Origin of the sequence: Rubritalea squalenifaciens DSM 18772, assembly GCF_900141815.1 — a bacterium.
Classification (GTDB): domain Bacteria; phylum Verrucomicrobiota; class Verrucomicrobiia; order Verrucomicrobiales; family Akkermansiaceae; genus Rubritalea; species Rubritalea squalenifaciens.
In genome coordinates, this window is sequence record NZ_FQYR01000007.1 from 51644 (window position 1) to 75312 (window position 23669).

Sequence of the window (23669 nt, forward strand, 5' to 3'; positions counted from 1 at the left end):
ACCATTCTCCATGATGCGTATACTGCTCACCCTGCTTTTCCTAATACTTCCGCTTACAGCTAGGGAGTTCCTACCACAATCGGTCACCTTCATTGGGAAAAGCAAATTCGAGAGCATTACGCGCAAGGCCATCGATGGCCGATGGAGCCAACTCCCTATCGGTGATCGCATGGCTAAAATCGCCATGGAACTGGAAGGGATTCCTTACAAAGCCTACACCCTGGAAATTCACGACAAAATCGAATCCCCCTCCGTCAATTTCCAAGGACTCGATTGCTGGACATTCTTTGAAACGGTTCTCGGCATGGCCCGCATGCTGGAAAAAGAAAAACCCAGCTACACCCCCTCCGATCTACTCGCTCAAATAGAGCACACCCGCTACCGTGACGGAAAGTGCCAAGGCAATTACCTTGATCGTCTCCACTACCTGATTGATTGGTACCGCGACAACGCAAAGCGCCGCACCATCACGGACATCACCAGAAAATTTCCTACATCCATCGCACAAAACCGATGTGAAGAGATGACTCAGCTCTGGAAACATTATCGCTACCTCAAGCACAATCCGGACCTCAGAACCGGCATGGCTCAGCACGAGAAGCGACTCACAGCGATGAAAGTGGAGTTCATCCCAAAATCAAAAGTAAAAGCGATCGAGTCACAGCTTCGTAATGGCGACATCATCGGCATCGTGCGCCACGACAATGGCTCCTACTGCTCGCACGTCGGCATAATCATCAGGGACTCCAACAAGGTAGCCCGCTTCATGCACGCCTCCACGACTTACAAGAAGGTCGTCGTAGACAAATCTATCTCAGACTATCTTCAGGACTTCAAAAAGCACGCGGGCATTGTCATCGCTCGCCCTAAGTAATCCCGCTCATCAAAATATTGACTTTAGTTAATATTATCTGCTAGGATGCTCGACACTCTATACCAGAGTGTCAATCCAATCCCCAAATGTCATGAGCCATCCAAGATACTTAGCACCCGTTGCTATTACCTTCCTTGCTGTCCACTCAGCCCACTCAGCAGGCTTTGCCCTGCAAGAACGCTCCACCTCTGGCTTAGGCCGCGCATTTTCAGGTGAAGCCGCTATTGGAGATGATGCCACAGCTATCGCCTCCAACCCAGCCATCATGACCCTGCTGGGAGATAATGCCGTCTCGGCAGGACTTGCCTTTATAAGCCCCGATCTGACAGTTAAAGGAAGAATCAACGGAGTCGTCCCCGCCAATGATGGAGGCCCAGGCCAGCATGCTTTCGTCCCCCATCTTTACGCCACACACAAATTCAACGAAGAGTGGGCAGTCGGTTTAGCCCTTCACTCCAGATTTGGTCTCAGCACAGATTATGGAAATAGCTTCGCTGCGGGAGCAGTTGCAGACAACAGTGAGATCAAAACCATCTATATCAGCCCAAAGCTCAGCTACAAGGCAACTGACAGACTCTCACTAGGCGTAGGCTTTGATGCCGTTTATGCTGACGGAGAGCTCACCAACCAAGTCAACGGAGCAAAATTGCTGGGCCTCCAAGGAGATGACTGGGGCTACGGATTCAATATCGGCTTACTCTACGAGTTTTCAGACAAAACCCGAATCGGTCTAGCCTATCACTCCAGTATTGATTTGAAGCTTGATGGTGACGCCAGTTCAGACACCGGCTTCCCTCTCCTCATTCCACCCGGAGGAAAAAGCGATGCCACCCTGGAAGCCGAACTCCCGGATTCCATCGAATTCAGTGTCTATCACGAGATCAACAATTGCTGGGCAATCCACGGAGACATCCTTTGGACCCGCTGGAGCACGTTTGATGAGCTAGCTCCCCAGACAGACGACTTCGGTCCACTTCCTGTGACACCAGAGAACTGGAAAGACACCTTCCGCTTGGCGGTAGGTGCCACCTATAAACACAATGACAAGTGGACATTCCGTGCTGGCGCGGCATTTGATGAATCCCCTGTCCGGAATGCCGAAGACCGCACCCTCCGTATTCCCGATTCTGACCGCTATTGGCTTAGTACAGGCGCCACCTACCAGATCAATGACTGCTACTCAGTCGATCTCGCCTTCACCTATATTTTCTCGGAAAAAGTCAAAATAGTCGAAGCCCTGGGGCCTGGAGCTACATTTGAGGGAACTTCCGAGGGGGACGTCAGTATCCTCGGCATCTCCGTGAACGGTAAGTTTTAAAATCACCCAAACCCCGTAATCACCGCCTCATCTGAATTTTTATTTGGGTGAGGCTTTTTCTTATTTCTGCGAGGTCCATTTCTAACTACAATCACGCCCATGGCGCGGAAGACCAAACGTATCCCTCACATCAGTGTCGGTAAATTCTATGAAAATCACGGAGAAGATCTCAAACTAGAGCTCATCACCTCAGATCACGGCTTCGAACGCACCATCTCTGAGCCCGCAGTGAACCGCCCCGGATTGGCCCTAGCTGGCTTTTTGGAGCATTTCGCCAAAAATCGGGTTCAAGTCCTTGGAAACTCTGAAGTTTCCTACCTACACTCGCAACCCTCAGCAGTGCGCGTGCAGCGAGTCAAGGACATCTGCAGCACTGGCGTCCCCTGCCTAGTCGTATGCCGTGGAGCCAAACTTGAGCAAGATATGATCAACGCTGCCGAGTCACTCAACACCCCCATCTTCAAAACTCCCCGCAGCACGATGCGATTCGCAAACGCAGCAACCTTTCACCTGGAACATGAGTTTGCACGCACCACGACAGCCCATGGGTGCATGATCGACTACCGCGGTATCGGCGTACTTATCAAAGGCAAGAGCGGCGCAGGTAAGAGTGAGACAGCCATTGGTTTGATTGAGCGCGGAGGCGCCCTGATCGCTGATGACCATGTAAAAATCCGTAATGTCAACGGCCAGCTCACCGCCTTCACCGAAGGCTTCTCAAGAGGCTTCATCGAAATGCGAGGTATCGGCATCATCAACGTCACCAATATCTATGGCCTAGGCTCTTTGCGCCCCGACGCTCCACTAGATCTCATCGTCAACCTCAGACCCCACAGCGACTTGAACGAAGTCGACCGATTGGGAATCACTCGAGAAAAAGAGAACGTACTCGGAGTCGAAGTCCCCTGCGTAGACATCCCTGTGGCTCCGGGACGAGACACCGTACGTCTAGTCGCCGTGACCGCCTTGGAACTTCAGCTTCGCAGGATGGGATTTGACATGGCTGAGGAGTTCAATCACCGCCTTCAGGAGAAACTCGCGGCCCAGCAAAACCATTTTTAGCCTAAAAACAGCACCGCAACCCCCTGAAAATAAACATTTTTCAGATTCTATAAAATTTTCCCTTCCCCAAGCCTAACTGACGCACTAAAGTCACCGCAGCCCCGACAAATTGCACCTATAACATATATGCCTACAAAGGAATTCACCATCACCAATAAGCTCGGTATTCACGCCAGACCTGCGGCTCAGTTCGTGAAGACAGCCAACGCCTATGAAGCAGACATCACTGTGGAAAAAGATGGTGAAGAAGTCGATGGCAAGAGCATTATGGGTCTGATGATGTTGGCGGCTGGACACGGCTCACTCCTCACGATCACAACCGAAGGAACTGATGCAGATGCTGCACTTCAAGCTCTAGGTGACCTTATCGCCAGAGACTTTGAGGAGTAAGATTTCTGCCTCCTACGCTACAGGTAACTGCCAAACGCCGGTAACCTCACTGCGTTAACCTACGAATTTACGCGTTCAATTTGATCTGAGAAAACAAGATGCCACTAATCCCAAACAACCAGGAAGTGATCTTTGAGGGCACTCCCGTATCTCCGGGGTTAGCATTTGCACCTGTGCACGTCATTGCCCGTGGCATGACAGCTCCTGAGGTCTACGAGATCTCACCGAACAAAGTTGAAGCTGAAAAATTTCGATTTGCTGAAGCACTTGATCGCACCAAAGGACAGATCAACCAACTACAGAAGCACATCAACGATATCTCCGGCGAGGCTGAAGGCCGGATCTTCGAGGCTCACATCATGATCCTTGAGGACAAGACACTCACCAAACGAGTAGACAAGGCTATCGAGGAAAGAAGGCAAAATGCCGAATACGCCTTCTACGCCGTCATTCAAAACTACGTCGAAGCCATGCGTAGGGTAAACGACCCCTACCTATCGGAACGAGCCGTAGATATTGATGACATCGCCCAACGCGTTCTGAGAAACTTCTCCGCATCTGAGCAAGAGGAGGGCGATGACTCACCTGACCATCAGCATTTGGTGATCGCCTACGACCTGACTCCGTCAGACACGGCCTCCATGGATCGCAGCCGCACACTTGGCTTCGCTACGGAACAAGGCAGCATCAACTCCCACACCGCGATTCTAGCCCGCTCCCTTGGCATTCCAGCCGTAGTGGGCCTCAAAGGAGCCGTGATTGAGGTACAATCTCTAAGCTTCGCCATTCTGGACGGCTACGAGGGTAAGATGATCATCAACCCCAAGCCATCCACCATTGCGGCTTACCAGAACCTCAAGGACCAGAAAGATAAGGGAGACCAAGAACTTTCCAGTCTACGAGGAAGAGACACCCACACGACCGACGAGAGAAAAATCACCCTCTCTGCCAACGTGGAATTCAAGCACGAGTTCCCACAGGTCGAAGAAAGCGGCGCAGAAGGCATTGGCCTCTTCCGCACGGAATTCTATCTACTCAGCGGCGGCGAAATCCCAGACGAACAACGCCAGTATGAAGTTTATGCGGAAGCCGCAAAATGCACTTCCCCGCATCAGGCCATTATTCGCACGCTAGACGCGGGCGGCGACAAACTACCAGCCGAGCCGCTACCTGAGCCCGAACCAAACCCGTTCTTAGGATGGCGTGGCATTCGCGTATCACTTGCCCGCAGAGGCATGTTCAAAGAGCAGCTCAGAGCCATCCTACGCGCAAGCGCGCATGGACGCATCGGCGTCATGTTCCCTCTCGTCTCCGGCATTGGTGAACTGATTGCAGCCAAGAGCGCACTCCACGAGTGCATGGACGAACTCGACAGAGAACGCATCCCGTACGATCCAGGCATCGAAATCGGCGTGATGATCGAAGTTCCCTCTGCCGCCATCATGGCTGACGAACTAGCCAAGGAAGTAGACTTTTTCTCTATCGGAACGAATGACCTCATTCAGTACACGATAGCCGTGGACCGAGTGAACCCGCATGTTGCCGGCTTATACAAGCCAACCAACCCTGCCGTCATTCGACTCATCAAGCGCACTGTCGAGGCCGCCAATGCAAATGGCATCTGGACTGGCGTTTGTGGAGAAATGGCCAGCGACCTCAACCTCATACCACTCCTTATCGGGTTGGGTGTCGATGAACTCTCAGTGGGCACCCACCAACTGCCAAAGATCAAGAAGGCCATTCGCTCCCTCTCCCATGCTGCCTGCTCAGTCATGGCCGATGAGGCCCTTGCTTGCCGATTCAGCAGTGAGGTGCTTGAGCTTAGCGTAGACTTGGCTAAACGCTCCTATCCGAGCTTGATGTAAGCCCCTCCTCGGGAGATTCACCTAGTTCAATCTTTCATCTTCCGCAGCTACTGCCTCACTACACCATCTAATTCAGACTCAAAAAAGGGCTCAGATAAACCTGAGCCCTTCGCTAAATACTCTGCGTCGGCTTGGACGATTATTTTTCCTTGGGCTTAACAATCACGGTACTCTTACCGTTTTGATCAACGAGTGAGAATGCCCCACCAGTCTCCTGAGCCAAAGTAGCCATCGCCCCTTTCACCTGTGGCTCCATCAGAGCAATGGTATTAACCACTACACCACGACGCTTGGCCCTATGCCCCATGCGCTTGGCAATTTTCTCGGAATCAGGACCAGCACTACCATCAGTCATGAAGAAAACCACATCCGGTGCAGGATTCATATCAAGAGCCATTTCGATTGGAGCCTCCCAAGCAGTTCCCCACACCAATGGAGTACTTTGGATAGCACTGAGGCTACGCTGAATATTATCCTTAGTGGCAGGCTTCCACTGTGGCCTCATTTTTCTCCCCCTAGTATCCCAGTTGTGAGCACCACCGCTTGACTTCCAATCAAGTTCACTATCCTGATGGAGAACCACTGCAGACTTTCTGTCCTTGGCCATCTCCACCCTGTCCCCTGCGACCCATGCTGGACCAGCAAAGAAGATCAGCTGATACTGAACACTCTCTGGAAGATTCTCAACAGACTTCTTCAGCTCCTCTTTAAGCAGCTGAATACGTCGACCAGTCATGGATTGTGAGTAGTCAATTACGAAGCAGATCTTTTCAGCCTTCACTGATTGCTCAAAGAAGGTAGCACCACTACCTCCGGCAGCACCAGTACCAGATCCACCACTACCCCAACCTGCACCAAAGTCATCACCATCACCAAAATCCAAGGAAGGCTCAGGAGTGTCTACATCAACTTTGGGAACAGACACTGGTGAGGCTGCGTTTGAAACAATCACTGATGCCATGGATGAAGATGGAGAAGATGGTTTTCTTTCCACCTGATTGGTGATTTCCGGCCTATCTACCACCTCATTTGTAGAAGATGGAGCTTGAAAGGTAATAATTTCAGGCGTCGACTTGGTCACCGTGGCGATCAAAATAAAGGCCATTATGACTCCCAAGAGAGCTGCAACCAAAAGTGCAATAATTACACTCGTGATCGTGGCGTTTCTTTTTTGCGCCTCTAGGACTCTTTCCAATTCTGGATTAGTAGCGTGATAACTCATATGTACAATAATGCTGGCAGTTTTTTAAACAGACTGAAATCTGAACGTCTACCTTAAAGTGTTTATTAGATAGATGTGCAAAAAATATATTTCGTTAACATAATTTAACACATTTTCGCATAATCAAAACCTGCAACTCAAATGCGCAAACACGCCCATAGAAGACTCGCCAGCAAAATGACTAATTTACCCAGCTAAAGCATTGCACATCCAGCGCTCACAGCCTATCACGACAGCATGTCCAGCACACTTGGCCAACTATTTCGTATTTCCACTTGGGGTGAATCCCATGGCGTAGGCGTAGGCGTCAATATCGACGGCTGCCCTCCAATGCTCGAAATCTCTCAAGAAGACATCCAGAAAGAACTCGACCGCCGCCGCCCAGGCCAGTCCGACATCGTCACCCCTCGCAAGGAAGGAGATGTGTGCGAAATCCTCTCTGGCGTATTTGAAGGCAAGACTCTCGGCTCACCGATCGGCATCCTCGTCCGCAACAAGGACCAGCGACCTTCTTCCTATGATGAAATGAAGGACAAATACCGCCCTTCTCACGCGGACTACACCTATGACGCTAAGTACGGCATCCGAGCCTGGCACGGTGGCGGACGTGCTTCTGCACGTGAGACTATCGGCCGTGTAGCCGCTGCTGCAGTTGCCAAGAAAGTCACCGATTCACTCTGCCCGGGCATTGAAACCATTGCCTACGTCAAGTCCATCAAGGACCTCGAGGCAAATGTCGACCCTGACACCGTAACATTCGACCAGGTAGAATCCAACATCGTCCGCACCGGCGATCCAGCCATGGTGGATCCGATGATCAACCTGATCAAGGAAGTCCGTTCGGAGGGTAACTCTGTCGGCGGAGTGGTAGAGTGCGTGATCCGCAACGTCCCCGCTGGCCTCGGCGCTCCAGTTTTCGACAAGCTCGAGGCAGACCTAGCCAAAGCCATGATGTCTCTCCCTGCCACCAAAGGCTTTGAAATCGGCTCTGGATTCGGCGGCACACTCCTTACCGGCCGCGAGCACAACGACCACTTCTTCATGGAAGGCGATAAAGTCCGCACCAAAACCAACCGCTCCGGCGGTGTACAAGGCGGCATCTCCAACGGGGAAAATATCATCTTCCGCGTCGCCTTCAAACCGACTGCGACTATCATGACCGAACAGCCTACAGTCTCCACTAGCCACGAAGACACAGAGCTGAAGGGCAGAGGCCGCCACGATGCCTGCGTTCTCCCGCGTGCAGTCCCGATGGTAGAGGCCATGGCTAACCTGATCCTCGTAGATCACCTACTTCGCCAGCGCGCGCAGTGTGGTCTATAATCCCTCAAGCAAACAATGAGCGACACTCAAAACCCTTACGCTCCCCCTTCTGAGTCAAATCTGCAGAGCTTTGTACCCTCCAACACAGGTGCATACCAGGACAATAAACTGCTGGTCCTTACAAGAGATTTCGAGAGCCCTCCTTGCTACATCGTCAGCGGAGCTCCGATTCCTGATGGACAAAAAACCCATAAGAAGCAGCTAACGTATGCCCACCCCGCATATCTGCTACTTTTACTGCTAGGCTTATTGCCTGCAATAATCATCATTCTAATCGTCCAGCAAAAGCTAAACACAAAAATCTATTACGAGAATAAGCTAAGACGTAAAAAAAACCTCATAGCCACTGTGGGTATCACGTGCTTTCTAGTTAGCTTAGCACTCTTCATTGCAGCTGGCACTACTGAATCCGCACTACTCGGTTTTACTGCGCTGGCCTTATTGATCTGCTGGATCATACTGGCCATCATGAGCGCGTTCTTGCCAGTCATCAAAGTGAAGCGTGCCAAGAATAAGATCTTCTTCGTCAAGGGCGCACACCCTGACTTTCTGGCACTCTTCCCACCAATGCCGCCAGACATATTCCCAGTTAAATAATGATGGAGGCGAACGCTGCCAATCCTTATACCACGCCACAGACCTCACCTGAGATCATCTCAGACGGTCCGTATTCCGCAGGCTCGGAGGTTATCACCAAGGTTAGTTTGCGCTCTTCAAACGGAAAAAGGTGCGTCATTACTGGAAAGCTTCTCCCTGGCAGCGCCAAGACCGAAAGCATTCATATCCCCATACGTAGTGGCCGCTTCAATCCTTTCGCACAACTCGTTACGTTCAACGGTCACATAGACCAGAAACAGATAGAGAAGTCTCGCCGCCAGAAGGCGAATATGATCATCCTGTCCATTCTGCCTCTGGGTGCAGTTTTCATTCTTTGTTACAATATCGAATTTACCATCATCCCCACCCTACTCCTTGCTCCTTATTTGGTCGGATTTCATTACTTGAAAAGACGCTTATTCGCAATCAACAGAATCTTCGCTAAGAAAGAGCAAAACGATTACTATCGGATTTACAAACTACATCCTGACTTCGTTAGCTCACTGCCTGAGCACCCAGGTTCAACACTTCCGAGCAACTGATGAATATTGACCCCAGCAACCTAACAGCATCTAGCCTACTTACAGCTATTGCCGTCGCTTTTGCTTTACTGGGTTTCATCAAGGGCACACTCAAGCTTGTACTCACCTTCATCACCCTGGGATCAGGGGCGGCAACAACCTACTTCACCTTCTTGGGGACAACTGACATATCAAAGAATCAGTTCCCCTCTCTCCCTGAATGGGTTCCTCTATTCATTTCACTCGTCGCCGGGCTCTGCACCTTCCTTTTGGTTCGTACCGTACTGCGTTTCCTCCTCAATCCCTTCGACAACCTCTCAGCAAACGAGAAGAAAGGCTCGGGCGCATTTGGCATGATCCTCGGCACCGTACTTGCACTCGGCTCACTCTGGTTCGGTATGAACCAGCTCATTGAGGTCGGCTCAAAGCAAGAGATCGAATACTGGCTCGCTCAGGACAGCGAAAACCCACCAACGGATCTCCCGCTCGTCTCCAAAATCAAGCAAGCCTTCGCCCACTCCACCGTCGGCAAGCATATTGCGGACTTCCACCCCATTCACGATCCAGTCGATCACACCCTCGTCAAGATCGCCGCAATGCGCATCACATCCACTGAGAATTACACCAAGCTGGCCACTACGCCGACCCTCAAGGAGACCCTGCTGCAGGAAAAAGTAACCGTCTTCATGATGAATCAGGAAGTCGTTAAAGCCATCGACGAGAATGACCTGAAGTCCCTGCTATCCTACCCGGAACTCTCGAATCTCATCAGCGATCCAGAGCTTAAGTCTGCCATTGCAGAAATCGACATTGAACAGACCCTGAACCTCCGCTAGAAAGCCGCAGACAACGATTTTTAGACAAACCAGCCCATGCCTCGCGAAGACTACATCCCAACTATCGGCCTCGAAGTCCACTGCCAGATCAATTCTGAATCCAAGATGTTCTGCTCCTGCCGCGCAGGATATGGTCACGACCCTAACACCAATGTCTGCCCTGTCTGCCTTGGCCTCCCTGGAGCTCTTCCCGTGCTCAACAAGCACGCTATCGAGCAAACCATCCTCGCAGGCATGCTACTCGGCTGCACCACCCCGGAAGTCTCCAAGTGGGACCGTAAGAACTACTTCTACCCGGACATGCCGAAGAACTACCAGCTCACACAGTTCGATCTACCTCTGTGCATGGGCGGTGAAGTACCACTCTACGACCTCGCCTACCACAAGGACGCCCAGAAGCACATCGTCAATCCAGGCAAGGCCGTGAAGATGAACCGCATCCACCTCGAAGAAGATGTGGCCAAATCCACCCACCTCGCCAACGCTTCCACTATCGACTACAACCGTGCCGGCACACCTCTCATGGAGATCGTGACCGAGCCGGACATCGATTCCGCTGAGGAAGCCTACGCCTACCTCAAGTCCCTCCAGCAGATCCTCCAGTACGGCAAGATCTCAGACGCCGACATGGAGAAAGGCCAGATGCGCTGTGACGTAAACATCTCAGTCCGCAAGAAAGGCACAGACGAACTCGGCACCAAGCTTGAAATCAAGAACCTCAACTCCATTTCCGCCGTCCGTCTAGCAATCTACTACGAGATTGATCGCCAGATCGAAGAACTCGACATGGGCATCGAGCAACAGCAGGCCACCCTGCGCTGGGATCCGAATACCGGTCAGACCTCCGTCATGCGTATCAAGGAAGACTCCCACGACTACCGCTACTTTCCAGAGCCTGACCTTCTCCCCGTCCGCACCAGTGAGCTCGTAGAAAAAATGCGCTCCCACGTTCCTGAACTTCCACATGAAAAACGCGACCGCTTCGTCGCTGATTACGGGGTAAGCACATACGACGCCGGTGTTCTCACCTCAGAGTTCGCCCTCGCCGACTACTTCGAAGCGGCTGCCACCGACAAGAAGACAGGCAAGAAGATCGCCAACTGGATCATTAACACTCTTCTCGGCAAACTCAACGACACCAGCCTCACACTCGCTGACAACCCTCTCAAACCTGAATCGATTGGCCAACTCGTCGCCCTGGTCGAATCAGGCCAAGTTGCCAACAACCAGGCCAAGGAAATTTTCGACGTTCTTTGGGAAAACCCAGACAAAGAACCTGCCGCGATCGCCAAGGAGCTTGGCTTCGAGCCTGCAGATAGCTCGGAAATCGAGGGAATCGTCGACGAAGTCATTGCAGCCAACCCCGATAAAGTGGCCGAGATTCAAGGAGGGAACCCTAAGATGGCCAACTGGCTTACCGGACAGGTCATGAAGGCCTCCAAAGGGAAGGCCAACCCGAAAATCGTCACGGAAATCATCCAGAACAAACTTGGTCTCTAGATTTCTGAGACTGCATCATCTTCATTGAGGGGCGGATTCATCGAATCCGCCCTTTTTGCGTTCCAGCTTGAGACTTAAAATCCAGTAATTCCCTTTTTTCAGTCATGTAGGCTAATAGAACCGGTGGTCTTATCGTTTACTTGAGTGGTACCGGTTGCTATGTCTTTCACATTGTGTCCTCCCAGCAACAGATAGGCAACTAAGCCAGCAAATGAGCTACCAAGATGAATGTTATTGGTAACCTCTCTTCAAAAAACACCAACGCATACATACCTATGAGACCCAATCTCACCAAAACCTTAGTTCCAGCTCTCCTCTTCTGCATGTTGCCACAAGCCAATGCAGACGAACTCACCAATGCCGAACGAGAAAAACTCTCCAAGCGTCTGGAGGAACTCCTCCACAAAAGTCAGGAGACCCTCACTCAGAGACAGGCCACCGCCTATAAAGCCTACAAGCAAGCCATCCAATCTGAGACTGCTGCTATGGAACTTTACCTCAATTGCGTGGAACTCGCTGATTTCGAAAACCAGGGGAAGAAAAGCAGTGATTTCCGTGATTGGAAAAGGAATCAAAAAGACCGCTATTCTGATCCATCTTTCAAGTGCGCCTTGCGCCACCAACTGAATTGGCTCGTGCTCACGATCGAGGCTGCACGATCAGAAGAAGACATCAACAAGCTGGGACCAAAAGCCAGACAGGCACTTCAGAACATCTTCAAGGATGCCAGTAAACTTAAAGGCCAAGAAAACATCCTCAGACAAGGTGCCAGCTCATCCGTCTTTGCCAGAGCCTATGGATTTGGCGCCATGAAGGTAGAAAATTGGCCTAGCTCCCCTCTCGCCATCAGCGAGATCTACGAAAAACTCATTTTCCCACCACTACGCGACGCCGGAAAAGCCAGCTTACTACGCTCTGCATGGCTAGAGCGCCTCAACTATGAGGAACAAGCTCTACTTGAGTGGGCACATGTGCCTAAAGATAAATCCATCGGCATGAAGAAGGATATGCTTCCTCCGGCCTATGAAAAATACATGGCCGAGAAAAAACCCAAACTAGTCTGGAAAATGGAGAAAGAGGTTTTCCTGGCTGGCGATGAGGCCGGAGCCGCTACCCGCATGCTCACTCACATCTCAAAGTTTATCAGTCACAACGATGCAACTAAATGGGCTGAAGAACTACAGTCCATGATTGCTCCCCAAAAAGCAGCCTCAACCGAAGTCGCTCCTGACGAGTCAAAGAGCAAGTCTGGCTACATTGAGCTTCCTGTCGAATAGAGACAGCTATCGCACACCGGCTTAAGATTCTTGCTCAGCATGAACCTATTTCTATTCTGAGCAGGAATCAAATCAAAGGCTGTTACACCAAGCTGGCCGCATACTCTCTGGCGTCAGCATCAGCCTTGATCAGCTCATCTAGAGTTATACCTCTGCCCACCGTGTGAGCATCCATGGTTTGCCCAACAAGCCTCCAGATATCAGTGAAGCCTATCTTACGATCCACGAAGGCATCCACAGCCACTTCATTAGCTGCATTGAGCACCGCGGGCAAAGTCCCCCCGACACTCCCAGCCCTGACGGCCAGATCAATCGCCGGGAATACATCCCTTCTGGCAGCCTCAAATTCCAACTTTCCGAGCTCAGCAAAGTTCAAAGGCTTCAGCCCATTACTGACCCGCTCAGGCCATGTCACCGCATACTGGATTGGGAAGCACATGTCTGTCGTACTAAGTTGAGCCAAGACACTGCCGTCAATAAACTCCACCATGGAGTGCACGATACTTTGAGGATGGACAATCACATCCACCCGATCCATCTCCACATCAAACAACCAACGCGCCTCAATCATTTCGAGACCTTTGTTGAACAGAGTTGCAGAATCTATCGTGATCTTGCGCCCCATCTCCCAGGTCGGATGTTTGAGCGCCTGCTCTAACTGCACACCTTCCAACCTGTTAGCCTCCCAGGTACGGAAAGGCCCACCTGAGGCTGTTAGTATAAGACGTGAAATCTCTTTCTCACCTCCACGATGTCCGTCTAGACACTGAAAAATCGCATTGTGCTCACTATCCACAGGGAGCACTTTCACCCCCTTCTTCGCAGCCGCCCCCATGACTAGCTCACCAGCCATCACAAGGATTTCCTTACTCGCCACAGCAAGTTCCTTACCTTCTTCGATCGCCGCCAGAGCCGGATACAGTCCTGCAGTACCGACGATGGAAACGAGCACCATGTCAGCCCCCTCTAAACGAGAGAGCTCCACTAATCCTTCAAGACCTGTGTAGATTTTTACATCGTTTGGAATGGCCGCGCGCAACTCCGATTCCTTGGATTCATTGTAAATGGCAACATGCTTCACCCCTGTCTCCCTCACCTGCTGAGCCAATGAAGACACGCTGTTCGCGGCAGCTAGCCCTACGACCTCCATTCTCTCAGGAATCTCCTGAGCCACTTTCAGAGCACTGGTACCGATCGAGCCAGTCGACCCCAGAATGACCACTTTCTTTCTCTTCATCACAATCACCTATACAAACCACATCAGATACAAGAACGCGACCGGAGCCGTGAAACAAATACTATCAATCAAATCCAAGGCCCCGCCAATGCCAGGCAGTGTGTTACCACTGTCCTTCACACTCAAACTGCGCTTGATGACACTCTCCGCCAGATCACCAACAACAGTTAGGAGTGGCAGAAGAACTCCGAGAATAATGACATGCGTCCAGCCCCCGAAGATTGCTAATTCCTGAGCTTTCCATGCATAGAGAGCACAGCCAACTCCAAGCGAGATTACAATCGAGCCATAGAAACCTTCCCAAGTCTTACCTGGGCTAATGTGAGGAATCATCTTGTTCTTCCCGATCAAAGTTCCCGTGCAGTAGGCGCCAATATCTGTACACTTTGTCACGGCCACCACCCAGAGCACCAACCACGCTCCTGGCACTTCAGGCATATTAGCTTTAAACTGCACCAGTCCGGGCAGAAAGCAAAGCTTGGCCACAAAACCAAACAGTATCGGTATATAAATGAAACCCAGCACGGTTGTAGCCACCTCGATGAGCGGCTTCATGCCATCAACAGCCTTGCGCAATTGCCAGATAAACGCACCTAACACCAGGATACTGATGAATACCGTGTCGAGATAATGAACCGTCGCGTAGCCAAAAACTCCCTCTCTGGCAAAAACGATGCTCACGGAAATCGCATAAAGCGCACTGAGCGTCACGCCCCACTTTTGCATACTGGGAATCTCTCCCAGCTTGGTCATGCGAAAATATTCAAGACTGGAGGCTATCGAGAGAAAAGCGATCAGCCCCATAAATGCCCAAGCATTGCCGCTAAAAAAAGTAGCGGAAACGATGACAGCCAGAAGTACGGTACTGAACAACCTCGCACCAAATACCTGTGCCTTACTTTTCTTAGCTTCACTCATGCTTGCGCCGTGTATCCAACACTCCTCAGACCGATCTGCCAACATTTTTCACAGCAGACCTGTCCTAGAGGGCCTCACGTATCAGCGTAGACTCAAGAAAACCAACTACTTCAACCTTTTCGCAACATCTTTGGCAAAGTAGGTCAAAATCACATCAGCTCCTGCACGCTTGATCGCCATCAGGCTCTCCATTACCACGGCGTCCTCATTCACCCAGCCAGCAGCAGAAGCGCTCTTGATCATAAGATATTCTCCGCTGACTTGGTATGCGGCCACAGGAAGAGTAGTCGCCTCCTTCACCTTGGCGATAATGTCGAGATAAGCACCTGCCGGTTTCACCATCACCATATCGGCGCCTTCCTCCTCGTCCAGCATGACCTCGCGGATGGCTTCACGTACGTTCGCGTAATCCATCTGATAGGTCTTTTTGTCACCGGCTTTAGGAGCGGAATCAAGTGCACCACGGAAAGGCCCATAGTAGGCTGAGGCGTACTTCGCGGAGTATGCCACAATGGATACACCGTGATATCCTGCACCATCAAGCTCCTCACGGATCGCCTGCACACGGCCATCCATCATGTCACTTGGGGATACGATATCCGCACCCGCCTCAGCATGGCAAAGAGCCTGCTTGCATAGCACCTCGACAGTTTCGTCATTGAGAATTTCACCATCCTGCACAATACCGTCGTGACCGTCTGCATTGTAGGGATCGAGCGCGATGTCAGTCATCACACAGAGATCAGGATAAGCGGCCTTGAGCGCCTTGATAGCGCGAGGCACTAAACCGTCAGGATTGAAACACTCCTCGGCTTGGCTCGTTTTCAGTTCCTCCTTGATCGCTGGGAAGATCACCACTGCCGGCACACCCAGATCGTAAGCTTCACCAGCCTCCTTGACCAAACCTTCGATACTCCATCGCTTGCAACCCGGCATCGCGGCTATATCCACATTCTCATCGGAATCATGGACGAAAAGTGGATAGATGAAATCCCCCGCAGATAGAGTCGTCTCTCTAACGAGGTCCCTGATAGCGGCGCTTTTGCGGTTACGGCGTGGTCTGATCAACATGATGATTTAAACGTAATGTGAGCTTAGATTTTTTCCAGTGAATAGCCATCGCTTCCATCCTTAGCCATCCAGCCCAGGTCACGAAGTCTGTCGCGGAGCTCATCGGACTTCGCCCAGTCCTTGCTCTGCTTGGCAGCCCAGCGCTCTTCGGCGAGAACCTTCACCTCCTCCGGCACTTCAAGCGCTTCCTCTTCTTCTACCACAGGCAACTGGATACCTAAAGCTGCGAGAATGAAGTGAAGCCCCTTCCACTGTACCAGCGGATCCGGCTCGTTCTGGGCACGACGGAGAGCACCGAACATGGCACCGATAGCACGCTGAGTATTAAGATCCTCATTGAGACCCAACCAGGCATTGTCGAATAAACCTTTATCCTCCAACCCAATCAGCTCTTCGTAGGATGGAGCCTCATCCACGCCAGCAGCCTCTGCCAACGCACGTTCGGCCTTTACCAGCTTACCAAGTGCCTCGCGAGCCGCGTGGATACTATCGAGAGTGAAGTTCAGCTGCTTGCGGTAATGAGCACCGATGAGGGTAAAACGGACTTCCGCCGGAGTCGCGCCTTTTTCTAGAAGATCATCGAGACGATAGAAATTCCCCAGACTCTTGGACATCTTCTTCCCTTCGACAAGAAGGTGGGTAATGTGGAACCAGTGGGCTGCAAAATCACCACCGCAGGAGCACTTGCTCTGGGCGATTTCGTTCTCGTGATGTGGGAAGACGAGGTCTTCACCACCGGAGTGCAAGTCAAAGCTTTCACCTAGATACTCGCGAATCATCGCAGAGCACTCGAGGTGCCAGCCAGGGCGGCCTTCACCCCAAGGGCTTTGCCAGAAATTTGCACCGTCTTCATCACGACGCGCCTTCCAGAGCACAAAATCAGCCACGCTGTCTTTCTCGTACTCATCGCTGTCATTGGCGCGCTGGTTCTGCGTGTGGCCAAGATCTAACTCACGTTCGTCTAGGTGAGAGAGCTTGCCATACTCAGGGTAGGAGGAAATCTTGAAATACACGCTGCCGTCCTCCGCCGCGTAGGCGTGACCTTTTTCGATCAGCTCTTCGATCATGGTGATCTGCTGAGGGATATGATCCACAGCACCTGGCTCAATGTGTGGCTCCAGACAGTTCAGCGCAGCGCAGTCGGCATGGAATTTCTCGGTCCAGCCAGTAGTAAAATCCTTGAGCGTCTGGCCGGCTGCCTGTGAGTCACGTATGGTCTTGTCGTCCACATCCGTGAGATTTCTCACGTGCTTGGTCTTGGTGCCACCGAGCTCCAGAGTGCGACGAAATACATCCTGAACCACGAAGGTGCGGAAGTTACCGATGTGGGCAGGCCCATACACGGTGGGTCCACAGGCATAGAAACCAAAAGTATCTCCGTCCAATGGCTTCAGCTCGCTGACCTCACGCTTCAGTGTATCGTACAAACGCATATGCGTCCCCATACCCCGCATCTCCTCTCTTGAAAAGCCTATTCAGCCTTAAATGGGACTGTTACAGCGTGTGCTTGAATCGGTCAAAGTCCATGCCACTCGGGCGCTGGAAGATACGAAGACCAAAGAATTTCGAGACTGAAATCAGGTGATCAAAGATATCACTTTGGATTCCCTCATAGGCCACCCAAGCATTGTTGTTGGTAAAGGCGTAGACCTCAATCGGAAGGCCATTCTCACCAGGCTGAAGCTGGCGCACCAGAATCGTGTGCTTCTCATCAATTCCCGGGTGATTGGTCAGATACTCCCAGACATAAGCGCGGAAGGTTCCAATATTGGTCATTGCGCGGGCATTAATCAGATCATCCTCGTGCGCCTTCTTCTCAGCATTCCAGGCTGCAATCTCCTTCTCCTTCTTCTCAAGATAGCCTTTAAGCAGGCTAATCTCGCGCATCTTGGCCATCATATCCTTGTTAAGAAATGTGACACTCTGCATATCAAAATTGAGAGAACGTTTGATTCGGCGCACCCCACTCTCACTCATTCCACGCCAGTTCTTGAAGCTATCGGAAATGAGTGCGTAGGTGGGCACAGTACTGATCGTCATATCCCAGTTTCGCACTTTCACCGTGGTCAATGCCACTTCCATCACCTCGCCGTCGGCTCCGAACTTGGGCATCTCAATCCAGTCCCCCGGCGTCACCATCTGATTCGCACTGAGCTGAACGCCAGCTACCAACCCTAGGATCGCATCCTTAAAAATCAACATGAGAATCGCTGTGGCAGCACCCAAGCCTGAGAAAATCAACATGGGTGATTCCCCCATGATACTGGCGACAATTAAGATAATACCTATCAGCACCAAAATAATTTTGAGAACCTGAAGAAAGCTCTTCATCGGCAGCTTCTTGGAAACTTCAAAACGCATGTAGATCCTTTCCCCCGTGTTCAAGATCGAGTTGAAACACAGCATGGAAAAGACCACCGTCAGGATTTTAGCCACGACGACAATCCCGTCGCGAACATAGATGATGCTATTGGTTTTGCTCTCCAATCCAAAGGCAATCGGATTAAACACATCACCCACATATTTCCAGATAATCACTGTCGGTACCACCAACGCGATCCATCGGAATATGCGACTTCTCAGAAACTCGTCATCCCAATCAGTGTTTGTGGCGTGTACCAGCTTCTCAACGACTCGGAAAACGACACGCTTAACCACCAAATAGATAACAAAAGAGACCAAGAGTAGGCCCAAAAACAAAACACCGTCCACCGCCAACTGAGCTGGCAGAGAAATCGTCTCATTCGCTATATATTCCACACCTTGTTCATTCGTGTATTCGACCTTCTGGACTTCTCCGAAGAAGAGCTCACGAAGCTGGTGATGCCATTTATTTTCCATGGAATTGAAGTACAAATGGATCTCGATAGATTCAAGTGATATCCCTGTCTCAATAAACCTTTACCCTCTCCTTCTCACCACTATGTTCTCATCCATGAGACTTTCCTTGCTGCGGCTCGTCTACGCTATTGCCCTATGCACACTGTGCTGCCTGTCGTCTTCCTGCCTTGATGGACAGGAGGAGATTACGGTTCTTGAGGATGGGTCCGGGTCAGCACAGATCTCCTATAACATTCCTACACGCGCGCTAAACGAAGATGATGCCACGAGTCTGGAGGTTTATCTGAATAAGATAGCCGATAAGCACGACAGTCTTAAGCTTACTCATTTTTCCAAATCTGCTTCTGGTTTTGGCATGCAGCGCATTGAAGCCAGACTTGAATTCACCTCCATCATAGAAGTCGCAGAAATCTACGAAAACGAATTATGCGGTCCAGAAGCCCCGAAACTCAACCCGGAGATGCAAGCTCTGCTAGATAAAGCCTGCGCCCTTATGGGGAAGTTTGAAGTGTCTGTTCGTGGTCTGGATATCGACATCAAACGGGAAGTGAATCTCAAGCCATTGTTTGAGGGGAAGATCAAGAACCCGGAGATTCTCGGGGAATCAGAATTCCGCTACATCCTACACCTGCCCAAAGCTGTCAGCGATAGCAACGCCACCCTCATTTCCGAAGACAAGAAAAGCCTCCAATGGTCTATCAAGCTCAAAAACTACGTCAATCAGCCCATCATCATGCAGAGTTCCATCCCTCTACCTTGGTGGATTCCAGCATCACTCGTAGCCATACTCTTTATCATCCTGCTTGGCTTCATCTGGCTGATAAGGCGAATCAGACAGAAAAAGGACACAACAGCAGCCGATCTGCCTTGTCCTGATTCCCCACAATGATAGGTCTACCTCTATGTCAGATGCCTACAACTCTCTCGTTGCACTCAATCAAGAAATCACGCTAATCGGCACCACAGCATCCACTCTCGGTTGGGACCAGGAAACCTACATGCCGGAAGGCGCCATTGCACACCGTTCCAAGCAGCTAGCCTACCTGTCAGGTAAAGCCCACGAACTCAGAACATCTGACCAATACAGATCGCTACTGGAAAGCTGTGAAGATGAAACTCATCTCAACCCAACTATCGCCGCCAACATTCGTGAGTGGAGACACCACTTCGACAGAGCCACCAAGCTTCCTAAAGAGCTCGTCGAGCGCAACTCCGAGACAACCTCGCTAGCCAAGCCCGCTTGGGCGAAAGCACGTAAGGACAATAATTTTGCTGAATTTGCTCCACACCTCCACAAGCTACTCGATCTTGCTCGCGAGAAAGCCGAACTCTGGGGATACGAGGACGAAAAGTACGACGCTCTTCTTTCTGGTTACGAGCGAGGTGCCAAAACCTCGGACATCGCCGCCATTTTTGATCAATTCCAGCCCGGCATCACGCAACTAGCCAAAGAAGCTGTCGAGAAGTGCCAGGCGAATCCTGCACGCACCATCGACGGCAATTTCCCAGTCGAGCAACAACAAATCCTCAATCGCGAAGTCGCTGAGTCCATCGGTTTCGATTTCAATAATGGCAGAATCGATACCACTACGCACCCATTCTGTACTACACTAGGCCCACAGGATGTACGCCTCACCACCCGCTACTATCCAAATGACTTCACAGCCTCACTCTTCGGCGTGATGCATGAAACCGGCCATGGTCTCTATGAGCAAGGACTTCCCGCCAGCGAGTTCGGCCTCCCCTCGGGGAATTCCGTCTCCCTTGGCATCCATGAATCTCAATCACTGCTCTGGGAAGCCCATGTAGGACGCTCTCGAAGCTTCTGGAACCGCTGGTTCCCACGAGCCCAAGAACTTTTTGACGACCTGAAGGACTGGAGCTTGGAAGAATTTCTCTACTCCATCAATCAAGCCAAGTACTCCTTCATTCGTGTCGATGCCGATGAAGCCACTTATGATTTACACATCCTACTCCGCTTCAACCTAGAACGCCGACTTCTTAATGGAGACATTACTGTAGAAGAAGTTCCAGACGCCTGGAATGCACTCTTCCAAGAAATGTTCGGCCTCACCCCACCATCTGACACAAAAGGATGCCTCCAAGACATTCACTGGTCCATGGGTGGACTAGGCTATTTCCCAACCTATACAATGGGTAACCTGAACGCGTCACAACTCTTCAACGCAGCTATCAAGGATTCTTCCATCAAAACAGCTTATGAAGCAGCAGACTTCAAGCCTCTCCTTGATTGGATGCGTCGAGAAATCCACTCCAAAGGCAGCACCCTGCTACCTCAGGAGCTCATGAAATCAGCGAGCGGCGAAACCACGAACCCTGAATACCATTTAGCTCACCTCAAAAAACGCTTCATCGACCGTGCATAATGTCTCAGTTCCCTGATAACTAGACGTAAGAACTCACGTAACACCGACTGTATTATGACCACTCGACGTAATTTCCTCACTACTACATCACTGGCCACGGCTGCTCTCGCCACACGCACCTTTGCCCAAGACAAAGCAGAAAATGTTCAATTATCTCCAGAACGCATCAAACTATCCCTGAAAATTGGCATGATCGGCTTCGGCAAGAACCCGGATGAAAAATTCAAAGGGATTCAAGAACTCGGCTATGACGGCATGGAGCTCAACTCACCTGGCGGATTGGACAAGAAGGCCTGCCTTGCTGCCTCCCAGAAGTATAACTTCCCAATCCACGGCGTAGTCGATTCCACCCACTGGCGCGTCCAGCTTTCCTCTGAATCGGAGGAAACCCGTGAAAAGGCCCTCAAAGACCTCATCACCGCAATTGATGACTCTGCCCTAGTAGGCGGTAATGCGGTTCTCGTTGTACCAGCAGTCGTCAACAACAAGACTACCCACCAACAAGCCTGGGAACGTTCCATTGAGGTGCTGCACAAGGCCATCCCTCATGCGGCCATCAATGGTCAGCGCATCCTCATCGAGAATGTCTGGAACAACTTCCTCTACGACCCCAAAGGCGGCAACAATCAAACAGCTGAAAAACTCGTCAAGTACCTCGATGAAATCAACAGCCCATGGGTTGGCAGCTACTTCGATATCGGCAATATCCAGAAGTTCGGCAAGCCAGCCGACTGGATCCGAGCCCTCGGTAGCCGCATCGTCAAACTCGACGTCAAGGATTGGGGAGTCAAAGGCGGCTTCACCAAAATCGGCGAAGGCGATGTCGACTGGCTCGACGTACGCCGCGCCCTCACCGAAATCAACTACTCTGGCTGGGCTACTGCCGAAGTAAGAGGAGGAGACAAGGATTACTGCGCAGGCATCCTCGCCCGCATGCGCAAGAATCTCCTCGGCATTGAAGGCTAAACCCCAGCCTCCTCAGCAGGCTCAACTCAAATTCTAAACATAAAAAAGCACCAAGCTAAGCTTGGTGCTTTTTTATGTTTAGAATTTAGCAGCAAAGACTACTTATTCTCTGAATCAGTAGCATTTCCGAAAAACTCTACGGTGCGCTTCAAAGTAAAAGTCGAGTAGACCAAGCGAAGCTTCTTAGTCGTAATTCCTACAGGATTACCAGACCCATCTAGCACCTCCTCTGTAAACGGAGTTTCAGTGATAATTTCCACCGTGTAATCACCGTCGACAAGCTCACTATGATCCCAGCTTTCAGCGGCAATAATCTGAGTTTCACGCTGCGGCGTTACCGTATTGAAGTTTGTCGGGTCATAGTCATTTGCTACCACCTCCTGAAGAATGATTTGTTCTCCAGTGTAGTTCTCTACAGCTTGACCCTGATAGATTCTCACATAGGTCTTACTTGTCGGATATAAATCCACCAGATCGACAATGAGAGTTGGGAATTTGTTTAGCGTACGTCCACTCAGTGTGAATGGTTCATCCGCCAGTTTGGCAAGAAGCGAAGCATCAGCAATCGGCCATACCTGGACTTTTTCTTCATCGATAATCTGCCAATCCGCCTGTTTTAGGTTACCGTGCTCATCCACCACAAATTCGAATTCGTTAGGAAGCCCCAGCACCCGGATATACTCTTCCCCCTTCTGCTTGAACTCTAAATCACTGTAAAGCGATGTCAGAGTACTACACTGCAGGGTATAATATTGGATTCCATCTTTAATCTCAGACTTAGGCGAGAATGATACGCGCTCTTCAGTATCCACATCTTCGAAATACCAAGTGTCCCCCTCTCTCACTATGTATATCTGCTCTACCACTCTCTTGAGATCTCCATACTCAGAGATTCGATCACGCCCTTCCTCGTACTCTGAGGTTAGAACCTCCAAGAGCACCTTACGACTGGACTCTGGCGCTGTGGTGTCACCGATCAAGTTCGTGATATAGATCTTTCCCTGATATTTCTCATCGGCTCGGGTACGAGTAACTCCCTCGTACTGGTCCTCGGAACTTGTTACGATCTCCACCTGCGGTCGGTAGGGGTGTACCAGTTTTTCCTTCAGGTTGTACAAGTTGGTATCCGGTGTCATCCCGGAGCCAAAGAGGATAAAGCGTGATCCGTATTTATCGATTGGCATAGAAGAAATGACATCTCCTGATTCGACACCCACTCCGTCTGGACCAGCCACATCGATCTGAACCACGGTAGCCTGCTCATACAAGTTAGTCTCCGGATTGGTCCACATCCATGCGCCTAGGTCTGAGTCATAAGTGGCCTGTGCTGGCGTGATTTGCAGAATAAAGTCTGTAGCGGCACTCACCGTACTGACTTGAGAAAATAGCGAGATAACCGCTAGCTGGCATGCTGCCAGTAATTTGATCCCTTTTTTATACATAGTATTGATTCCTATCTATTGC

The 23669-nt window shown here is 50.9% G+C and carries 21 protein-coding genes; 14 read left to right on the top strand and 7 right to left on the bottom strand.

The features are described 5' to 3' along the window. The first annotated feature begins 10 nt into the window (after nucleotides 1-10). From BUB27_RS16905 to ptsP, 5 genes are all read left to right on the top strand, one after another. Nucleotides 11-874, top strand: a complete 864-nt coding sequence (locus BUB27_RS16905) for an N-acetylmuramoyl-L-alanine amidase-like domain-containing protein (protein WP_143185071.1) — start codon at nucleotides 11-13, stop codon at nucleotides 872-874. Between the two features lie 91 nt (nucleotides 875-965). Next, nucleotides 966-2192 (top strand): OmpP1/FadL family transporter, encoded by a 1227-nt coding sequence (locus BUB27_RS16910; protein WP_143185072.1) that lies wholly within the window; start codon nucleotides 966-968, stop codon nucleotides 2190-2192. A 99-nt stretch (nucleotides 2193-2291) separates the two neighbouring features. Beyond that, a complete protein-coding gene (gene hprK / locus BUB27_RS16915; RefSeq protein ID WP_143185073.1) occupies nucleotides 2292-3254 on the top strand; it encodes an HPr(Ser) kinase/phosphatase in 963 nt (320 codons plus the stop codon). Nucleotides 3255-3380: 126 nt separating this feature from the next. Next, nucleotides 3381-3644, top strand: a complete 264-nt coding sequence (locus BUB27_RS16920) for an HPr family phosphocarrier protein (RefSeq protein WP_143185074.1) — start codon at nucleotides 3381-3383, stop codon at nucleotides 3642-3644. 98 nt (nucleotides 3645-3742) lie between these two features. Further along, a complete protein-coding gene (ptsP, locus tag BUB27_RS16925) occupies nucleotides 3743-5509 on the top strand; it encodes a phosphoenolpyruvate--protein phosphotransferase (RefSeq protein WP_143185075.1) in 1767 nt (588 codons plus the stop codon). 139 nt (nucleotides 5510-5648) lie between these two features. Here the strand turns inward: ptsP and BUB27_RS16930 are convergent, their stop codons facing one another. Next, entirely contained in the window at nucleotides 5649-6614 is a 966-nt protein-coding gene (locus BUB27_RS16930) for a vWA domain-containing protein (protein WP_159435049.1), read from the bottom strand. Between the two features lie 354 nt (nucleotides 6615-6968). On the opposite strand from BUB27_RS16930, the gene aroC reads away from it, so the two are divergent. The 6 genes from aroC (at nucleotide 6969) to BUB27_RS16960 (ending at nucleotide 12785) form a co-directional block, all read left to right on the top strand. After that, the gene (gene aroC / locus BUB27_RS16935; RefSeq protein WP_143185077.1) at nucleotides 6969-8054 is read left to right on the top strand and encodes a chorismate synthase; all 1086 of its coding nucleotides are present in this window, start codon (nucleotides 6969-6971) and stop codon (nucleotides 8052-8054) included. Between the two features lie 15 nt (nucleotides 8055-8069). Next, complete coding sequence (locus BUB27_RS16940) at nucleotides 8070-8651, top strand: DUF2207 domain-containing protein (protein ID WP_143185078.1); 582 nt, start codon at nucleotides 8070-8072, stop codon at nucleotides 8649-8651. After that, nucleotides 8651-9193: a hypothetical protein gene (locus tag BUB27_RS16945; RefSeq protein WP_143185079.1), complete on the top strand. Its 543-nt coding sequence runs from the start codon at nucleotides 8651-8653 to the stop codon at nucleotides 9191-9193. Before BUB27_RS16940 ends, BUB27_RS16945 begins: the two co-directional genes overlap by 1 nt. Then, nucleotides 9193-10008: a hypothetical protein gene (locus tag BUB27_RS16950; protein WP_143185080.1), complete on the top strand. Its 816-nt coding sequence runs from the start codon at nucleotides 9193-9195 to the stop codon at nucleotides 10006-10008. Before BUB27_RS16945 ends, BUB27_RS16950 begins: the two co-directional genes overlap by 1 nt. A gap of 36 nt (nucleotides 10009-10044) precedes the next feature. Further along, nucleotides 10045-11508 carry an Asp-tRNA(Asn)/Glu-tRNA(Gln) amidotransferase subunit GatB gene (gene gatB / locus BUB27_RS16955; RefSeq protein WP_143185081.1) on the top strand — a complete coding sequence of 488 codons (1464 nt, stop codon included), beginning with the start codon at nucleotides 10045-10047 and terminating at the stop codon, nucleotides 11506-11508. Nucleotides 11509-11783: 275 nt separating this feature from the next. Next, on the top strand, nucleotides 11784-12785 hold the full coding sequence (locus BUB27_RS16960; protein ID WP_143185082.1) for a hypothetical protein: 1002 nt from the start codon (nucleotides 11784-11786) through the stop codon (nucleotides 12783-12785). 82 nt (nucleotides 12786-12867) lie between these two features. On the opposite strand, the gene BUB27_RS16965 is transcribed toward BUB27_RS16960, so the two are convergent. The 5 genes from BUB27_RS16965 to BUB27_RS16985 form a co-directional block, all read right to left on the bottom strand. Beyond that, nucleotides 12868-14022, bottom strand: a complete 1155-nt coding sequence (locus tag BUB27_RS16965) for a 1-deoxy-D-xylulose-5-phosphate reductoisomerase (RefSeq protein ID WP_143185083.1) — start codon at nucleotides 14020-14022, stop codon at nucleotides 12868-12870. A gap of 9 nt (nucleotides 14023-14031) precedes the next feature. Next, nucleotides 14032-14940 carry a phosphatidate cytidylyltransferase gene (locus BUB27_RS16970; RefSeq protein WP_159435050.1) on the bottom strand — a complete coding sequence of 303 codons (909 nt, stop codon included), beginning with the start codon at nucleotides 14938-14940 and terminating at the stop codon, nucleotides 14032-14034. Between the two features lie 105 nt (nucleotides 14941-15045). Continuing rightward, entirely contained in the window at nucleotides 15046-16011 is a 966-nt protein-coding gene (gene hemB, locus BUB27_RS16975; RefSeq protein WP_143185085.1) for a porphobilinogen synthase, read from the bottom strand. A 23-nt stretch (nucleotides 16012-16034) separates the two neighbouring features. Beyond that, on the bottom strand, nucleotides 16035-17444 hold the full coding sequence (cysS, locus tag BUB27_RS16980; protein ID WP_143185086.1) for a cysteine--tRNA ligase: 1410 nt from the start codon (nucleotides 17442-17444) through the stop codon (nucleotides 16035-16037). Between the two features lie 61 nt (nucleotides 17445-17505). Beyond that, nucleotides 17506-18852, bottom strand: coding sequence for a mechanosensitive ion channel family protein (locus BUB27_RS16985; protein WP_143185087.1), 1347 nt, complete (start codon nucleotides 18850-18852; stop codon nucleotides 17506-17508). Nucleotides 18853-18946: 94 nt separating this feature from the next. Here BUB27_RS16985 and BUB27_RS16990 point away from each other — a divergent pair, with 94 nt between their 5' ends. The 3 genes from BUB27_RS16990 to BUB27_RS17000 are packed head-to-tail and all read left to right on the top strand — an operon-like array spanning nucleotide 18947 to nucleotide 22205. After that, a complete protein-coding gene (locus BUB27_RS16990; protein ID WP_143185088.1) occupies nucleotides 18947-19741 on the top strand; it encodes a hypothetical protein in 795 nt (264 codons plus the stop codon). Nucleotides 19742-19754: 13 nt separating this feature from the next. Continuing rightward, entirely contained in the window at nucleotides 19755-21239 is a 1485-nt protein-coding gene (locus BUB27_RS16995; RefSeq protein WP_143185089.1) for a carboxypeptidase M32, read from the top strand. A 54-nt stretch (nucleotides 21240-21293) separates the two neighbouring features. Continuing rightward, entirely contained in the window at nucleotides 21294-22205 is a 912-nt protein-coding gene (locus BUB27_RS17000) for a sugar phosphate isomerase/epimerase family protein (protein ID WP_143185144.1), read from the top strand. Between the two features lie 98 nt (nucleotides 22206-22303). Here the strand turns inward: BUB27_RS17000 and BUB27_RS17005 are convergent, their stop codons facing one another. Then, the gene (locus BUB27_RS17005) at nucleotides 22304-23647 is read right to left on the bottom strand and encodes a hypothetical protein (RefSeq protein ID WP_143185090.1); all 1344 of its coding nucleotides are present in this window, start codon (nucleotides 23645-23647) and stop codon (nucleotides 22304-22306) included. Nucleotides 23648-23669 lie beyond the last annotated feature (22 nt).

What these genes read in the sequence shown, in the direction of transcription:
- BUB27_RS16905 (WP_143185071.1), top strand. Translation starts at nt 11, where the DNA reads ATGATGCGTATACTGCTCACCCTGCTTTTCCTAATACTTCCGCTTACA.
- BUB27_RS16910 (WP_143185072.1), top strand. Translation starts at nt 966, where the DNA reads ATGAGCCATCCAAGATACTTAGCACCCGTTGCTATTACCTTCCTTGCT.
- hprK (WP_143185073.1), top strand. Translation starts at nt 2,292, where the DNA reads ATGGCGCGGAAGACCAAACGTATCCCTCACATCAGTGTCGGTAAATTC.
- BUB27_RS16920 (WP_143185074.1), top strand. Translation starts at nt 3,381, where the DNA reads ATGCCTACAAAGGAATTCACCATCACCAATAAGCTCGGTATTCACGCC.
- ptsP (WP_143185075.1), top strand. Translation starts at nt 3,743, where the DNA reads ATGCCACTAATCCCAAACAACCAGGAAGTGATCTTTGAGGGCACTCCC.
- BUB27_RS16930 (WP_159435049.1), bottom strand. Translation starts at nt 6,614, where the DNA reads ATGGCCTTTATTTTGATCGCCACGGTGACCAAGTCGACGCCTGAAATT.
- aroC (WP_143185077.1), top strand. Translation starts at nt 6,969, where the DNA reads ATGTCCAGCACACTTGGCCAACTATTTCGTATTTCCACTTGGGGTGAA.
- BUB27_RS16940 (WP_143185078.1), top strand. Translation starts at nt 8,070, where the DNA reads ATGAGCGACACTCAAAACCCTTACGCTCCCCCTTCTGAGTCAAATCTG.
- BUB27_RS16945 (WP_143185079.1), top strand. Translation starts at nt 8,651, where the DNA reads ATGATGGAGGCGAACGCTGCCAATCCTTATACCACGCCACAGACCTCA.
- BUB27_RS16950 (WP_143185080.1), top strand. Translation starts at nt 9,193, where the DNA reads ATGAATATTGACCCCAGCAACCTAACAGCATCTAGCCTACTTACAGCT.
- gatB (WP_143185081.1), top strand. Translation starts at nt 10,045, where the DNA reads ATGCCTCGCGAAGACTACATCCCAACTATCGGCCTCGAAGTCCACTGC.
- BUB27_RS16960 (WP_143185082.1), top strand. Translation starts at nt 11,784, where the DNA reads ATGAGACCCAATCTCACCAAAACCTTAGTTCCAGCTCTCCTCTTCTGC.
- BUB27_RS16965 (WP_143185083.1), bottom strand. Translation starts at nt 14,022, where the DNA reads ATGAAGAGAAAGAAAGTGGTCATTCTGGGGTCGACTGGCTCGATCGGT.
- BUB27_RS16970 (WP_159435050.1), bottom strand. Translation starts at nt 14,940, where the DNA reads ATGAGTGAAGCTAAGAAAAGTAAGGCACAGGTATTTGGTGCGAGGTTG.
- hemB (WP_143185085.1), bottom strand. Translation starts at nt 16,011, where the DNA reads ATGTTGATCAGACCACGCCGTAACCGCAAAAGCGCCGCTATCAGGGAC.
- cysS (WP_143185086.1), bottom strand. Translation starts at nt 17,444, where the DNA reads ATGCGTTTGTACGATACACTGAAGCGTGAGGTCAGCGAGCTGAAGCCA.
- BUB27_RS16985 (WP_143185087.1), bottom strand. Translation starts at nt 18,852, where the DNA reads ATGGAAAATAAATGGCATCACCAGCTTCGTGAGCTCTTCTTCGGAGAA.
- BUB27_RS16990 (WP_143185088.1), top strand. Translation starts at nt 18,947, where the DNA reads ATGAGACTTTCCTTGCTGCGGCTCGTCTACGCTATTGCCCTATGCACA.
- BUB27_RS16995 (WP_143185089.1), top strand. Translation starts at nt 19,755, where the DNA reads ATGTCAGATGCCTACAACTCTCTCGTTGCACTCAATCAAGAAATCACG.
- BUB27_RS17000 (WP_143185144.1), top strand. Translation starts at nt 21,294, where the DNA reads ATGACCACTCGACGTAATTTCCTCACTACTACATCACTGGCCACGGCT.
- BUB27_RS17005 (WP_143185090.1), bottom strand. Translation starts at nt 23,647, where the DNA reads ATGTATAAAAAAGGGATCAAATTACTGGCAGCATGCCAGCTAGCGGTT.